This is a genomic window from Ancylobacter novellus DSM 506 (assembly GCF_000092925.1).
GTDB lineage: Bacteria > Pseudomonadota > Alphaproteobacteria > Rhizobiales > Xanthobacteraceae > Ancylobacter > Ancylobacter novellus.
In genome coordinates this window covers 3,021,546-3,037,261 of record NC_014217.1, presented here as the reverse complement: position 1 = coordinate 3,037,261, position 15,716 = coordinate 3,021,546, and the positions used below count along the sequence as shown (strand labels likewise).

Here is a 15,716-nt window from a genome sequence, read left to right as displayed (position 1 = left end):
ATGTCGACACGTGTCGAGTTCAGGCTTGGCGCATGACCTCGACAATCACGACCGGACAACGTTAGGTCAGCACCATGGGTCGTCCGTCTATCCGCCGGTTCTCCGGCTCTGCCCGCGACACCGCCGAAGCGGCATTCAAATCTGCAACTGCCAAGCCGTTGGCGACCGACGAACCCCGGAAGGCGCCGGCATTGCCCGGTGCCAAGGAGATGGTGAGCATCCGGCTCGACCGGGATGTGCTTGATCATTTCCAAGAGGATGGACCTGGCTGGCAGGATCGCATCAATGCCGCGCTCCGGAAGGCGGCGGGTCTGTAGCAAGAAGGCCTGCGCCTAGGGCCACGGCGTGGCGCGCCGTTGATTGTCAACGTTCTCTGCGTTAATCCGCCGCCCATGATCGAAAAACTCGAAGTCCTTCGCGCCCGTCTTGTATCGGCGCAGCGCGAACTCATCGAGGTGCCGAGCTTGAAGACGAAGACCAGCTCGTGCTTCGAGCGGTAGAAGGTCCCCATGCCGCCATTGGTCTTGTTCCAGACGCACAGATTCTTCAGCTCCGTGAAGACGGCCTCGCCCGCATCCAGCACCTCGCGCATATGCCGCCAGTCCATGCATACGAAGGCGATGGCACCGTCCTTCGCCACCGAGGCGGCATTCTGAAGCGTCATCGTGAGGAAGCTCGTGAACTCGGCGCGCGTCATCTCGCCAGAAGCGAAAGCGAACTCACGGTGACGTACGGCACCGAGCCCACTGACGTGGCCATCGACCGGTACGTTATAGGGCGGGTCGGTGAAGATCAGATCGACCGGCGCGCTTCCGGTAAGACGGCGGACATCACCGTCGGAACGGGCATCACCACACAGCAGGCGATGGCGACCGAGGCACCACAAATCGCCCGACCGCGTCACCGCGACAGCCGGCCGCTCCGGAACCTCGTCGGCTTCATCCGGCCCCTCGGTGGCGGCCTCGCGCGTTTGGTCGAGGATCAGGTCGATCTCCGCCAGAGAGAAGCCTGTCACCGTCACATCGAATTCGAGGTCGATCAGCGCCTGCAGCTCGATCGCCAGGATGTCGCGGTCCCAGCCGGCATTGAGCGCCAGCTTGTTGTCCGCCAGCACATAGGCGCGCCGTTCATCCGCGCTGAGATGTGAGAGCCGCACCACCGGTACGCTTGGAAGGCGCAGCTCCCTGGCGGCGAGAACGCGTCCATGCCCGGCCACGATCTTGTCGTCGTCGCTGATCAGGACCGGATTGGTGAAGCCAACGCGGCGGATGCTCTCGGCAATCTGCGCGATCTGTTTGCGCGAATGGGTGCGGGCGTTGCCCGCATAGGGACGCAGCGACTCGATCGAGCGCATCTCGATCGTCGAGGCGGCGAAAGTTCTGTCGAGAGCCATGACGTTCTCCAGCCAGGCCGCCGGTTCAAGGTGACGGCATCGGAGGAAAGCTCATGTTTCGGCGCAGACGCAACTCGCCCCTACAGTAATAAAATACCCATAATCCACATTTCAAAAATGGCGATCTTTTGAAGGCCTCTTCAAAGCACCCTTCAAAGCTGACGGACCCATTTTTCAAAGGTCGGCCTCAAAAGCCGACCTTGCCCCCACCTTCACGAACGCGTGATATCTGCGGTCGGCCCCGTCGCCCCAGGTGCTCGAGAAGCACTTCCGCACGAATCAGCGGGTCGCGCGAGCGGGATGGCCCCGCATTCGAGCGGCCTGCTGGACTTCGTCAGATGACTGAGCATTGGTTCTCAAAGCCGTTCGGCGAGCGAGATCACCCACCATGGCCATTCTACGCAACGACCATTTGTCGCTTGAGATTTTGTATAGCTACTTCGATACCGGCTGGATCCACTATGACATCTCGTGTCGTTGGCGGGATGTACCGATCCTGAATCCGGCTCTCTTTTGGGACGACCACCTGGTTCCCCCGGATCGAAAGGGCATCATTAGCGCCTGTGACCTTGATCGGTGCAGCCTACTGCCGCTGCTGCACGAGGCTATCTACTTCGGTAAGTCGGGTGTTTGGTACTCTCTGCCTCCTGCCGTCGCCATCGCCGTCTACGCGAACGAGATTTCTCCGTTCGATCCTGAAGAGTTAGAGGAAAGCATCAGCTGGCACAGAAGCTCGTCATCGTCTGATCCAGATCCGAGGTCGACGAGAGAGCTGCGCAGCCTCAAGCGGCCAATCGAGATCCTCGTCGGCGTGGATACGGGTACGTTCAACCACTCGGATGGTTACAGCGAAGAAGGCGCGTGTTTCAGGCTGCGACTGACAACCGACCAACTGCGGACGTTTTACGAGGATCTTCGAGCTGAGTACGACACCTTCTGTCGAGAGCACGAGATCGACAACTATTTGCGCGATCGGCGCAACGCCGACGACTAATGAAGTGAAAGGTCCAACGACCAACTCATGGCCTTGTTCGGCGGGAGAGATCCGTCAGCACCGAACGCCTAAGCGCACCTCCATCGAGGCAAAGAACACCCGATGCTCGCCGCGCAGCACCTCGTAGCCGGCGAGCGTCGGCTTCCGGTCGCTTAGGTGCACCTCGCTGATAGCAGCTGACAATGCCGTCCCGGCAAATCACAATCCGATCCCGCCAAACAGCACTGTGATCCCACCTCGGATTCCGCTGCTCGAATGGCGCCCAGGCGGCAACTCATTCTCTGCAAACAGAAACCTCACCATTATCCCGCAAGAACGCCTGCGACGGACCGTATGGATGCCCCCTGTTTTCTCTCCAAACAGGGAATTGAGGAGAGACAGGTTCGCAGAGGACTAGCTCCTCCGCCAGCCAGTCAAGTAATTGATATCGCCGAACATTTGGCCTCTAGCGCACCGCGACAACCGCCGGAAAATGCGGCACTTTTCCGGTTCCCGGCCTTCTCCATGGCGTCAGATTTCACTCTGAAAAGGGCCGCTTGGTTGAGGCCATCGAGGATATTCTCTCGCGGGTGGCGACGCAGTCCGGTTTCGCAAGAAAAAAAGCGCACCGCGGGTTCGAACCGCGAATTCGCCGAGCAAGATTACCGAAACACCAATCGGCGTCCGGTATGGGAAGTCGCCTTGGTTTGGTGCTCGACTAGTTGCTTGGCGCTGTAGTCTTGCGGCTAAGGTGACACTTTCGCTTTTGACCCTTAGCTGACCCTCGACTGCCATTTCAGCGACGTCCGCTTTGCGCCCTCATCTCGGCCGTAGAGATCGGATTAGCGATTTCCCGAATGCAGACGTGCCGTTCACGGCTCCCGAGCTCATGGTTTCGCCAGAAGCGGACGTTGAATGACAGTTCGAAAAGCGGAAATTGCGCAGCCGATCGTCCCGAACAGCCGGCCCTTCAGTCATCGATATATGACGAGGCGGTTCGGGACGATGGGTTGGAAGGGGGGCGTTAGCTCACTGGCCGTTGGCTGCCGTGAACAGGCGGGTGTCGAGATAGGCTTCAATGGCTTCGGAGCCGCCCTCGGAGCCATAGCCGGAATCCATGATGCCGCCGAAGGGCAGTTCGGGGCTGCCGAGACCGAGATGGTTCACCGACATCATCCCAGCCCTGACCGACTTCAGCGCCTCCTGATGTGCGGCGGAGCGCGTGTAGGCGTAGGAGGCGAGCCCGAAAGGCAGGCGGTTGGCCTCGGTTATGATCTCGTCGCGCGAGCCGTAGCGGTTGATGATCGCGATGGGCCCGAACGGCTCGTCATTCATGATTGCCGCATCGGTCGGCACCTCGGTCAGCACGGTAGGCTGGAAGAAGTAGCCCATACTGCCGATCCGCCTTCCTCCCAGAGCGACTTTGGCGCCGCGATCGACGGCATCGGCGATCATCGCTTCCAAAGCGAAGATCCGGCGATCATTGGCCAGCGGGCCCATCTCAACGCCCGGCTCGGATCCGTCGCCGACCACGACTTTTCCGGCAGCCTCGACAAAGCCCTCCATGAATTTATCGGCGACGCTCTCCGCGACAAGGAAGCGCGTGGGCGAGACACAAACCTGACCGGCGTTCCGCAACTTGTGTGTCACAAGCTGCGGGATGGCGAGGTCGAGATCGGCGTCCTCCATCACGATGGCCGGCGCATGACCTCCCAGCTCCATCGTCGCGCGCTTCATATGCGCACCTGCCAGCGCCGCCAGATGCTTGCCGACCGGCGTCGAACCGGTGAAGGAAATCTTGCGGATCGTCGGGTGCGCGATCAGGTACTCGGAAATCTCGGCGGGATTGCCATAGACGAGGCCGACCACGCCAGCCGGCAGGCCCGCATCGAGGAAGCAGCGGACGAGTTCGGCCGGAGAGGCCGGCGTTTCCTCCGGCGCCTTGACGATGATCGAGCATCCCGCCGCCAGCGCAGCCGAAAGCTTGCGCACGATCTGGTTGATCGGGAAGTTCCAGGGCGTGAAAGCCGCGACCGGTCCGACCGGCGTCTTGAGCGCGAGCTGAGTGATCCCCGCAGCGCGGGCGGGAATAACCTGTCCGTAGGTGCGTCGCGCCTCTTCGGCAAACCAGTCGATCGTGTCGGCCGCGCCAAGGGTCTCGGCCTTTGATTGGGCGAGCGGCTTGCCCTGTTCCAGGGTCATGATTGCGGCGATCTGATCCGCGCGCTCGCGCAACAGTTCCGCAGCCTTGCGCATGATCTTCGACCGTTCGAAGGCCGAAGTCGTCGACCAGACGGCGAAGCCGCGCTCGGTGGCGGCCAATGCCCGATCGAGATCATCCCGGCTGGCATGGGCGACCTGGCCAATGACCGCCTCGGTCGCGGGGTTTACGACCCCGACTGTCTTGCCCGTTGCGCCTTCGGACCAGGAACCGTCAATCAGGAGTTTCGTGTCGGGGTATTCGAACATGGCCGGTGCTGCTCCGTTGATAGGCAGGTCGATCAAAATGTTTCCACTCTGCGGAATCTGATTTTCGTAGAGAGGAAATCGATTGACAAGACATAGGTGAGGCTCTTAGCGTTAAAAATGAAAATAGGTTTTCGCCACATGGAAAATGAAGACAAGTCGGGCAGTGAAGACAAGTCGGGCGTGCGCTCCGTAGCTCGGGCGCTGGCCCTGCTTTCCGCGCTGGATCGGAAGGGGAAAAATCTTTCTGAGATGGCAGCCGCGGCGAATATCAGTGTGAGCACCGCGTCCCGGTTGCTCGGAACGCTGGTGACCCATGGCTTCGCGGCTCAGGGAAGCAATAACCGCTATGTCGCAGGGTTGGCCCTGACGACCCTGCTGCACCAGACGGATCGCTGGGCGCCGCTGCGGATGCTGGCGGCGGAGTCGACCAGCGCTCTCTGCTCAGAGTTGGACGAGACATCCGCTTTCTTCGTGCAAATGGGCGATGAGCGCCTTTGCATCGATTCCGCCGAATCCAGCCAGTTGGTGCGGCGTGTCCGCCTTACTGGCGAGAAGGGAAAGATTTACCGCGGTGCGGCGGGAAAGGCGTTGCTGGCGTTTAGTGACGAGGCCGTCGACGACATTCTCGGTGATCTCAATAGCTTCGAGATTCCCGGCCAGCGGGACCGGACTGTCGAGGAGCTGAAGGCGGAGTTGGCGCTGACCCGGACGCAGGGCTACGGCTTCAGCCATCATGAATCCACCGGCGGCTCATGGTCGGTCGCGGCTCCCGTTTTCATCCGGGGCAAGCTGGTCGGCGCCCTCGCCGCCGTCATCCCCGATCACCGTTTCGATCAGGATCGCCTGACCGCTGTGATCGAGGCGACCAAGCGCGTCGCCGCCGAGTTTTCCGAAGCCTCCTAGAATGTACGGAAGTAATGACATGGCCCGCATTGCCGAGATCGACCGGACCGATATCACCGACATCCTCCACAAGGTCGCCTACATCCTCGATTCCAAGGAATATGACCGGATGGGCGAGTTGTTTGCAGAGGACATCCAGTTCAGCAATCCGGGACGACTGGCCGCGAATGGGCTGGAAGAACTGAAGACTGCGTTCAGGAGCTTTCCGGCTCCCTCGCTCAGCCACCACATTACCAATCTTCTGCTGTCCAGCCGCGAGGATGGCACCGTTGAGGCCCTGTGCAAGGCGCTGTCGCAACGGGCGGACAAGTCGATGGCCGCGGCCGAGTACACCGACATCCTGAAGAAGACCCCTGAGGGCTGGCGGATCGCGTCCCGCACCATCAAGCCGCTGTAATCGATCGAAATTTCGCGCGTTCCGACAGAAGGCTGCTCCGGCGGCATTCCTGAGATTGAGACGAACAAAATGTCGAAATATGACGTGATTATCGTTGGTGCCGGCCATAGCGGGCTGGTCGCGGGTTTCTATCTCGCGCGTGCGGGGCTGAAGGTGCTGATGCTGGAGCGCAGCCATCAGGTCGGCGGCACCTGCATCACCGAGGAAGTGTTTCCGGGGTATCGTGGCAGCAGCATCGCCAATTCCTGCCACAGCCTCGATCCGCGTATTGCCGGCGACATGGAGTTGGAAAAGCACGGACTGAGGCTGACCCATCCCGACCTCAACTCGCTGACGCTGTTTTCCAATGGCGATGCGCTGGTCATGTGGCCCGAGCGTGAGCGCCGTCGCGCCGAGATGGAGCGGCTGGCGGAGCCGGGCGACATGCAAGGCTTCTCCGACGTTATGCAGTTCTATCAGAACGTGGCGAAGAAGATGGGCGTGTCGTTCTACGACCCCGCCCCCTCGCTTGAAGAGGTTGCGGCCCGCTTCGTCGAGCCCGCCGACAAGGAAGCGTTCAACCTCGTCATGTTCGGCAGCGTCGCCGACGTGCTGGACCGCCATCTGAAGTCGCCGTGGCTGAAGTCCTTCCTTGCCGGCACCGCGATGGCCACCAATCTCGTCGGTCCGCGTACGCCCGGTAGCGGCTACATCCTGCTGCAGCGTCCGCTGCAGGAAGAGTCGATGCGCCGCAGCGGCGTGGTCTTCGAGAGCAACGAACTCATGATGAAGAACGCGTCGCCGATCGGCGGCGTGGGCGCCGTCACGCAGGCGATGGCGCGGGCCAATGAGAGCCTCGGCGTCGAAATCCGTCTAGAAGCGCCGGTGCGCGAACTGCTTTGCGACAACGGCAAGGTGAAGGGCGTCGTGCTGGAAAGCGGCGAGGAAATCGAAGCCGCGCGCGTGCTGGCGAACATCAACCCCAAGACGGTGTTGACCAAGCTGGTGCCTGCGAACCAGTTGCCGCCCGAGATCGAGGAGCGGGCCCGGAAGCTGACGATGCATGGCTCGTCGTCCAAGGTGCACCTCGCCCTCAAGGGCACGCCGCGCTTCAACCGCGCCGGGAATGACGAGGAAAACACCCAGTTCCTCGGCACCAATTTCCGCGTGGTGCCGAGCATCGACGTGCTGCAGGAGAGCTACAACGAGGCCGCTATGGGCCGCTGGTCGCCGCATGTGACGATCTCGGGCGTAGTGTCGTCGGCGGCCGACCCCAACATGACGCCGCCCGGCTGCCACTTCATGAGTCTGAGCGTGCGCGGCACGCCCTATCATCTGTCCAACGGCAGTTGGGATGACCAGCGCGAGGCGCTAGGCAACGCCGTCGTCGAAACGCTCAGCCGGAACATCGGCAACATCAAGGACATCATCGAGGGCATCAGCGTCTACACGCCGGTCGATCTCGAGCGGAACTACGGCATGACCGAGGGCAATGGCGCCCATGGCGACATCGTGCCCGGACGCATCTTCGACGCGCGCCCCATGCCGGGCTGCGCGAATTACACCACCCCGATCGAGGGGCTCTTCATGTGCGGCGTCGGCAACTGGCCCGGCAACTTCATGAGCGGTCTAACCGGCTACAACGCCAGCCGGAAGATGCTCGGCGACTTCCGCCCGACGCACTAGTTCGGCTGTCCGCAGGGCCTGACCCTCCGGGGCGAAAATTGAAAAGGAATCAAACATGTACCATGGGAAAGCCATTCGGAACGGTGAGCCGTCCGGTCTTCGCTCGGCGACCAATACCGGCGATGTCTGGTCCGACATCCTGCTCAACGCCGGCAATGCGCGGGCAATCAACATCATGTTCCCGCCGGGCGCGCGCACCCACTGGCACACCCATGAGGGCGGGCAGTTCATCTACACGGTTTCCGGCGAGGGCTGGATCCAGGAACGCGGCGGCGAGCGCGTCATCCTCAATCCCGGCGATGTCGTCTGGACCGAACCGGGCGTCGAACACTGGCATGGCGCCAGCGAGACCGGCCTGGTCACCCAGATCGCCCTACATTTCGGCAACGTCGATTGGCAGAGCCCCGTGACCGACGAGGAGTACGTCACCAAGTAACACCGTGCGCAAGCACCAGCAGGGGAACGGAATACTTCAATGAACGACAAAAAACCTTCTTCCTATCTTTCGAAGACGAGGCTGCACCTGCGCGGGCTTTCGGTGGTGCTGATGCTTGGCACCACCTATGGTGCGCTGGCGCAGGAAGCGGGCGATATTCGTCGCTTCGCGGGTCAGAGCATCTCCTTCGCGGGATACTCAAGTGCGTTCAATGACAAATGGGCCGCGAACTTCGGGAAATACTTCACCGATCGCACCGGAATAACCATCAACTGGATTCCGTCCAGCCCGTCCAAGAACATCACCAGCATCCGCGCCTCCGGCGGCAATCCGGATATCGACGTGATGCTGATGGATTCCGCAAACCTTGCGCGTGGCATTCAGGAAGGGGTCGTCGGCACGGTCGATCCGGCCAAGATCCCCAACATGAAGAAGGTGCCGGAAAGCCTGCAGATCAAGGCGGGCATTCCCAGCATGGCGTATCGCTATGGCAACTGCTACCGGACCGACAAGTTCGCGGAGCTGAAGCTGGATACGCCCCACGACATCAAGGTCTGGTCGAATCCGGCGCTGGCGGGACGCGTGATGTTTCCCTCGACCACGGCGGCCCAATGGCTGATCAACGCCCCGGCCATCGCGCTGTCGGCGGGCGGCAGCTACAGCGACGTGTCCGGCAGCATCGAGAAGCTGTCGTCGCAGGTGAAGGCCTATGGCTTTTTCAACTCGTCCGGCGACATGGATGCGGCGATGTCGGCGGGCGACGTGTGGCTGACGGTCGGAAATAATCAGGGCCGCTGCCTCGCGCTGAAGAAGCAGGGCATCCCGGTGGCCTACGCTCACTGGACCATCAACGCCGACGGCAAGGAATATTCCGACCTGATCAACCCGGACAATCTCGTTCTTGTGGCCAACTCGCCCAAGAGGGAGCTGGTCGAGCTGATGATGAACGAGTTTCTGTCGGACGAAGCTGGCAAGGCGTCGGTTCCGCTGTTCATGTTTATCGCGGGCACGCCGCCGACCGCCGCCGCGATCGACGCCGTGATGGCCGCCGATGCCTCGGCTTCCGAGTGGATCATCAAGGACCCCTCGAAGCTGTTCCTGCCCGACTACCCGGCCTTCCTCGCCAACCTGCGCGAGTGGACCACGCAGTGGGCGAACATCCTTCGCTGATGATCCGCTGAGCGGCAACGGGCAGCCTGACATCGCTGTCCGTTGCCGGCTCAGACCCTGAAGACCCGTAAACGTACGCCACCCGAACGTTTTGGCGACCCTGAGCAACAAGCGCATCCGACGAGGGCGTGGCAATGAGCAGACTTGAGATCGATTCCCTGAAGATCGCCTATGGCGGCTGGGTTGCGATCGACGACCTCAACCTGACGATCGAGAAGGGTGAACTGGTGTCGCTGCTTGGCCCGTCCGGGTCCGGCAAGACCTCTCTTCTACGCGCCATTGGCGGCTATCTGAAGCCGGCCGGTGGATCGCTGCGGATCGACGGCAAGGACATCACCTCCATTCCTCCGCAGTTCCGGGACATCGGCATGGTGTTCCAGAATTTCGTGCTGTTTCCCCATCTGACCACGGTCGAGAACGTCGAGTTCGGGCTGCGCACGAGAGGCGTCGCCAAGACGGAACGCCGTAAGCGTGCCATCGAAGCGCTCACCATGGTGCAGATGGACACCTATCTCGAACGCTACCCGTTCGAGCTCAGCGGCGGCCAGCAGCAGCGCGTGGCGCTGGCACGCGCCATCGTCATCCGTCCGACCATGCTGCTGCTCGACGAGCCGATGGGCGCGCTCGACACCAAGCTGCGCGAACGGGCGCAGGAAGAGATCCGCGCACTTCAGCAGGAATTGCAGCTCACCACGGTTCTGGTGACTCATGACCAACGTGAGGCCATGGCGATGTCCGACCGGATCATCGTCATGCGCGGCGGCGCGATCGTGGATGCCGGCGATCCCTGGCGGCTCTACCACTCTCCGAAGACCGCCTTCACCGCCGAGTTCCTTGGCACGACCAACCTGCTGCCGGTTGAGGTGCTGATGCGCGACGGCAACCGGGCGCGGGTGCGCGTGACCAATACCGGCCACGAGTTCGAGGCGGAGGGCAATCTCGCCGGCGCGAATGCTGGCTTTGTGTCGCTGCGCCCGGAAGACATCACCTGCACATCGCGATCCGAGCCGGGTGCACTGCCGGCCAAGGTGATGAAGCGCATGTTCTACGGCGTGAACACCCATCTGCGGCTGGAAGCCCCGGGTCTGGGTTCCCTGCTCGCGGTCCAGCACCGCCATGCCGTATTCGAGGAAGGTGCAGACGTTTTCGTCAGCTTCCAGCCGCAGGATGCACGCCTGCTGCCGGCGGATCTGCCGGGGGGCAAGCGATGAGTTCCTCCTCGTCCTCGCTTTACCGGCTCGGGATACTCCCGCTCGCTTTGTTCTTTGTCGTGTTCTTCGCCTACCCGGTGCTGCATTTCCTCTGGGGCAGTCTCACCGCCAATGCGGGTGGTGCTTCCTCGCTGTCGCTTCGCAACTTCAGCGACGCCTTGCAGTCGGCCTCTGTTCTCCGGTCGCTGTCGACCACGCTGCTCTTGAGCATTCTGACGGGCGTCGTCTCGCTCGTCCTTGGCTATATGCTCGCCTTTCAGGTCGTGCGCCGGCGCCCCATCATCGGCAAGATCATCTTTGTCGCGGCCATCGCCTCGCTGTTCACCAGCACCATCGCCCGCGCTCTTGGCTGGCGCGTTCTGCTGGGGTTCGAAGGACCGATCAACAAAGTGCTGATCGGCTTGGGGATCGTCTCGGAGCCGTTGCAGCTCATCAATAATTTCACCGCGGTCGCAATCGGGATGATCCACATCCAGGTTCCGGTGGTGATGGTTGGGCTCATTCCGGTGATCGAGGCTCTGCCGCGTGACTTCGAGCGGGCCGCCATCGGGCTCGGTGCCTCGCGTTGGAAGACATTCCTGACCGTTCACCTGCCGATGACATGGATGAACGCGGTTCCTGTCGGCCTTATCGCGATCATGGCCACCGCCGCGTATTTCACCACGCCGGTCCTGCTCGGCGGCGGGCGGGTCAACGTCATCGCCATCCAGATCCAGCAGGCCTCTCAGGTGCTGTTCGACTTCGGCTACGCCGCGACGCTGTCGGTCATGCTGGTGGCGATGATCAGCGCCGTCGCGATCGGCATTCTTCTGCTGACCCACTGGCGCCGCAGCATCCGAGCGAGGGGTTCGTCATCATGAAAAACATGATCTCACGCGTCGTGGACACGTTGCTCTGCGGTGCAATGCATGCGCTGACCGTGCTGGCCGTCGCTTTTCTGGTGCTGCCGCTCTTCGTGGTGGTGATCGTCTCGTTCAACTCGACAACGGTAATCTTTCCGCCGCGGGACTGGTCGCTTGCCTCCTACATGCAGATCCCGCAGGTCGCGGTCGATACCTTCCTGCGGAGCCTGGTGCTTGGCCTCTGCTGTGCGACCCTGTCGGCGTTGCTCTGTGTGCCGGCGGCAATCGCGATGGTGAAGAGCAATCTGCGCGGCAAGGCGTTCATCGAGGCGGCGCTGCGCAGCCCGTTGCAGTTCCCCGCGATCATTCTCGGCGTCGCGATCCTCCAGTACTTCTATTTCTGGCAGGGTATGCTCGCTCTTCCGCTGGTCGGCACCTTCTACGGATTGCTGATCGCCCATACGATCTACACCTTTCCCTTCGTGCTGGTTCCGACCATCGCGCGGCTCTCCGCATTGAGCGGCCAGTATGACGAGGCAGCGGCAGGTCTTGGAGCGGGCTCGCTGACCACGCTGATCCGGGTGATCATTCCGCTGATGCGGCCGGGCATCGTCGCCGGGATGTTCATGAGCTTCATCATGTCCTTCGAGGATGTCGCGGTGACGATGTTCCTCGCCGGCTCAAAGATGACGACCTTCCCGGTCTATCTGTTCGGCAGCGCCGAGGTTTCCAACACGCCGGGCCTTTATGCCGTGGCCAGTCTCGGTTCGCTCACCGCTCTCTGCCTCGTGCTGCTGGTGGAGCGCTTCATCGGCATCAGGACCGTTCTCAGCAAAGGCTGACGCGACTTAAGCGCGGACAATCGGGCGCCCGCGCACATCCATCCAAATCAGGCCACTGCACCGGAGTTTCTCCGGCAGATCTGGTCCAAGGAGAACTGACTCATGAGCAACCCAGATATCGCCAAGCTGACCACCGCAGAGGCGAAGGGCGTGTCGGCCGGCAAGATCCTTGTCACCAACGCGACGATCCTGACCATGGACGATGCCGAGACCACGGCGAGTTCACTGCTGATCGACGGCGGCCGCGTTGTGGCGGTCGATCCTTCCGAGGAGCAGGCGAAGGGCGCAGCGATCGTCGACATGGGTGGCAAGACGGTCGTTCCCGGCCTGATCGACGCCCACACCCATATGGAGATGATCGCCTATGGCTGGAGCATCGCCGTCGACGTCAAGCCGCCGCTGGTGAAGTCGATTGACGACATGGTCGAGCGCCTCGCCGAGAAGGCGGCAACCCTCGCCTCGGGCCAGTGGGTTCTCGGCCAGGGCATGCACTATCAGAACCAGCATATTGCCGAGGGGCGCTATCCCAATCGTTGGGATCTCGATCGCGTCAGCACCGAGCATCCGGTGGTGGTCCGTTTCAGCTTCCACATCAATGTCTTCAACTCCAAGGCCCTCGAAGTTCTAGGCGTTGACAAGAACACCCCCGACTCCGATGGCGGCTATCTGGAGCGCGACGCCGACGGCGTCCCGAACGGCGTCTCCAACGACATGTGGCACGCGCTAAACGCGCCGGACTGGCCCTATGAGGAAGTCGGCCCGGCCCTCGTCAATGCTCAGGCGAGCTTCCTCGAGAACGGCGTCACCGCGATCACCGAGTTCACGCTGTTTCGCGGCGGCGTCGACGCCTATCTCGAAATGGAGCGGCGCAAGGATCTGAAGATCCGCGTCGCGCTGTATCCCAAGGTGCCGTCGGTCTGTCCGATCGAGGACGCCCTCTCCGGCAAGATGAGCGCGCGCTTCGCCGACGCCGACCCGAGCCGGCTGAAGCTCGGAGGCATGAAGATGTTTATCGATGGCGGCCTGACCTCCCGCGCGGCGGCAATGTACGAGCCCTATTGGGACAGCGACCTGAAGGGCGACCTGTCCTTCGAGCCGAAAGTGTTCTCTGAGATCGTCGGCAAGCTGCATGGTGCGGGCTATCAGATTTGCGTCCACGCCATCGGTGATCTGGCGCAGGACGTGGTGCTTGACGCCTTTGCCGCTCTGCCCGAGCGCAAGGCTGCGAACGGTGCAACCCACCGGATCGAACACGCTGGCAATTGCCTCTGGACCGATGAACGCGCCCAGCGCTTTGCGGATCTGGGTGTGCTGCCGGTACCGCAGCCGCCATTCATCTTCACCACGGCCGCCGGCTATCGCAAGAATCTTGGCCCGGTACGCGGCGCCGACGTCTTCCCGATGCGCCGCATGGTGATGGACCAGAAGTTTGCCGTCCCCGGCAACTCCGACGCGATCGGCATTCACCCCAAGCAGCATGTTCCGATGTTCGGAATCTGGGCGATGGTGACGCGCGAGATGAACGATGGCGAGACGCTGACCGACGGCGAGAACCTCGACGTCATGACCTCGCTGCGGATGTACACGCGCTTTGCCGCGCGCTCGATCGGGCGTGAGCATGAGATCGGCTCGCTCGAGCCGGGCAAGTTCGCCGATTTCGTGGTGTTCGACGATAACCCGCTGACCGTTCCTGCCGACATGCTGCGCGACATGATGCCGAACCAGACATGGATCGGCGGCGAGCAGGTGTTCGCGCGTGACGCCACCAAGGCCAGCCAGACGAAGGAAGTCTACATTCCCGCGTGACGACATCTGGTCCTGCCGTGTCGCGCGACGCGGCCGCCGAGAGCCATGGCCGGGTCGAGCTGACTGGGCCTGGCGGTGCGCCATCTGCCGCGCGCCCGTAAAGCGCCGCATGGCATCGGCAAACATCGGCGATGCCATGCACCTCTACCAAGCACCATCTGGTCTACAGTCTGAGAGCCTGAAATGACGCACTTTGTGCAGGTCTCGCCCCACCCGGCATGTCATTCCAACGCGCAGCCGCGCGACTGGCTGTGCACGGCCATCCAGCGCATCGAGGCGGACATCAACCGCTCCGCCGATACGCATCTCATCCACGTGCCGCTGCCCGCGCTACCCGGGATCACGTTGTATCTGAAGGACGAGTCGAGCCACCCGACCGGCAGCCTCAAGCACCGGCTGGCGCGTTCGCTGTTTCTCTATGCGCTGTGCAATGGCTGGATCGGGCCGCAAACCCTGATCGTCGAGGCGTCCAGCGGCTCGACCGCAGTATCGGAAGCCTATTTCGCGCGCCTGATCGGCCTCGATTTCGTGGCTGTGATGCCTCGCACCACTTCGCCGGAGAAGATCGCGGCCATCGAGTTTCAGGGCGGGCGCTGCCATCTCGTCGACAATCCCAAGACGGTCTATGGTGAGGCTGCCGAACTCGCCCGTAAGTCAGGTGGCTTCTATATCGACCAGTTCACCTTCGCCGAGCGCGCGACCGACTGGCGCGGCAACAACAACATCGCGGAATCGATCTTTGCCCAGATGTCGCACGAGCCCGATCCGGTGCCGAGCTGGGTCGTGACCGGCGCGGGCACCGGCGGCACTTCGGCGACAATCGGCCGCTATATCCGCTATCAGCGCCACAACACCCGGCTCTGCGTGGCCGACCCTACGGAATCGGTGTTCCATCGGCACTATGAGGATCGTTCGATACTGGAGGTCGACCATTGCCGATCCGTGATCGAGGGCATTGGCCGCCCGCGTGTCGAGCCCTCGTTCATTCCCGATGTGGTCGACCGGATGATGACGGTCCCCGACACGTTCTCAGTAGCCACCATGCGCGTGATCAGCGGCATGCTCGGCCGCCGCTGCGGCGGCTCGACGGGAACCAACGTCTATGCGGCGCTCAAGCTCGCCGAGGAGATGGCGGCTTCCGGCGAAACCGGGTCGATCGTCTCCATCCTGTGTGACTCGGGAGAGCGTTACGCTTCCACGCTCTACAATGACGCCTGGCTTGCAGCCCGCGGTATCGAGATCACGACGCCGATGGTGCAATTGGAGAGCTTCCTGAGCGGCAAAGGCGGCCTTTGCTCGTAGATTTACCCAGCGTTATGTCAATTTCGCGAGAAGGTTGTTTCAGTCTCCTCCATAATGACTGACATTGAACGATGGACGAGCGCTTGAGTACCATCCCATCGCGGAGTTGATGCTCCAGAACCGGACATGGCAGGCGTCTCCTTTGGGTCAACTCCGGCCCTCGGACATCCATCTGCGATATGTCCGCTTCTCGCTAGACCTCTCAGATAGCAGACCATCTGCTACCGGCCCCATTGCCGCCGTTCCAGGCGAGGCCCAGGTCCGCCAAAAGCGGTCGTTTGCAGTGGCTGAGGTAGCCGCCCTCACC

General features: G+C 62.0%; 14 protein-coding genes. 12 read left to right on the top strand and 2 right to left on the bottom strand.

Annotation, left to right across the window (positions count from 1 at the left end; translation table 11 throughout):
- Positions 1 to 74: 74 nt before the first annotated feature.
- On the top strand, positions 75 to 317 hold the full coding sequence (locus SNOV_RS23090) for a BrnA antitoxin family protein (RefSeq protein WP_013167688.1): 243 nt from the start codon (positions 75 to 77) through the stop codon (positions 315 to 317).
- Here SNOV_RS23090 and SNOV_RS14415 read toward each other — a convergent pair.
- Positions 245 to 1,393: a site-specific DNA-methyltransferase gene (locus tag SNOV_RS14415; RefSeq protein ID WP_049785736.1), complete on the bottom strand. Its 1,149-nt coding sequence runs from the start codon at positions 1,391 to 1,393 to the stop codon at positions 245 to 247. The genes SNOV_RS23090 and SNOV_RS14415 overlap by 73 nt on opposite strands.
- 388 nt (positions 1,394 to 1,781) lie before the next feature.
- Between SNOV_RS14415 and SNOV_RS14410 the strand changes: the two genes are divergently transcribed.
- On the top strand, positions 1,782 to 2,387 hold the full coding sequence (locus SNOV_RS14410; protein ID WP_013167687.1) for a hypothetical protein: 606 nt from the start codon (positions 1,782 to 1,784) through the stop codon (positions 2,385 to 2,387).
- A gap of 1,008 nt (positions 2,388 to 3,395) precedes the next feature.
- Here the strand turns inward: SNOV_RS14410 and SNOV_RS14405 are convergent.
- Positions 3,396 to 4,835: an NAD-dependent succinate-semialdehyde dehydrogenase gene (locus SNOV_RS14405; protein WP_013167686.1), complete on the bottom strand. Its 1,440-nt coding sequence runs from the start codon at positions 4,833 to 4,835 to the stop codon at positions 3,396 to 3,398.
- 138 nt (positions 4,836 to 4,973) lie between these two features.
- Between SNOV_RS14405 and SNOV_RS14400 the strand changes: the two genes are divergently transcribed.
- From SNOV_RS14400 to SNOV_RS14355, 10 genes are all read left to right on the top strand, one after another.
- Complete coding sequence (locus tag SNOV_RS14400; RefSeq protein WP_013167685.1) at positions 4,974 to 5,738, top strand: IclR family transcriptional regulator; 765 nt, start codon at positions 4,974 to 4,976, stop codon at positions 5,736 to 5,738.
- A gap of 19 nt (positions 5,739 to 5,757) precedes the next feature.
- Positions 5,758 to 6,135: a nuclear transport factor 2 family protein gene (locus tag SNOV_RS14395; protein ID WP_013167684.1), complete on the top strand. Its 378-nt coding sequence runs from the start codon at positions 5,758 to 5,760 to the stop codon at positions 6,133 to 6,135.
- Positions 6,136 to 6,204: 69 nt separating this feature from the next.
- Positions 6,205 to 7,800 carry a phytoene desaturase family protein gene (locus SNOV_RS14390; RefSeq protein WP_013167683.1) on the top strand — a complete coding sequence of 532 codons (1,596 nt, stop codon included), beginning with the start codon at positions 6,205 to 6,207 and terminating at the stop codon, positions 7,798 to 7,800.
- Between the two features lie 55 nt (positions 7,801 to 7,855).
- Complete coding sequence (locus tag SNOV_RS14385; protein WP_013167682.1) at positions 7,856 to 8,236, top strand: cupin domain-containing protein; 381 nt, start codon at positions 7,856 to 7,858, stop codon at positions 8,234 to 8,236.
- Positions 8,237 to 8,275: 39 nt separating this feature from the next.
- Positions 8,276 to 9,406, top strand: coding sequence for an extracellular solute-binding protein (locus SNOV_RS14380; protein WP_013167681.1), 1,131 nt, complete (start codon positions 8,276 to 8,278; stop codon positions 9,404 to 9,406).
- 134 nt (positions 9,407 to 9,540) lie between these two features.
- Positions 9,541 to 10,617 carry an ABC transporter ATP-binding protein gene (locus SNOV_RS14375; RefSeq protein WP_013167680.1) on the top strand — a complete coding sequence of 359 codons (1,077 nt, stop codon included), beginning with the start codon at positions 9,541 to 9,543 and terminating at the stop codon, positions 10,615 to 10,617.
- Entirely contained in the window at positions 10,614 to 11,477 is an 864-nt protein-coding gene (locus SNOV_RS14370; protein ID WP_013167679.1) for an ABC transporter permease, read from the top strand. Before SNOV_RS14375 ends, SNOV_RS14370 begins: the two co-directional genes overlap by 4 nt.
- Positions 11,474 to 12,301, top strand: coding sequence for an ABC transporter permease (locus SNOV_RS14365; RefSeq protein WP_013167678.1), 828 nt, complete (start codon positions 11,474 to 11,476; stop codon positions 12,299 to 12,301). Before SNOV_RS14370 ends, SNOV_RS14365 begins: the two co-directional genes overlap by 4 nt.
- A 150-nt stretch (positions 12,302 to 12,451) precedes the next feature.
- Entirely contained in the window at positions 12,452 to 14,107 is a 1,656-nt protein-coding gene (locus SNOV_RS14360; RefSeq protein WP_187291066.1) for an amidohydrolase, read from the top strand.
- A gap of 183 nt (positions 14,108 to 14,290) precedes the next feature.
- Complete coding sequence (locus SNOV_RS14355) at positions 14,291 to 15,409, top strand: PLP-dependent cysteine synthase family protein (protein WP_013167676.1); 1,119 nt, start codon at positions 14,291 to 14,293, stop codon at positions 15,407 to 15,409.
- Positions 15,410 to 15,716: the final 307 nt, after the last annotated feature.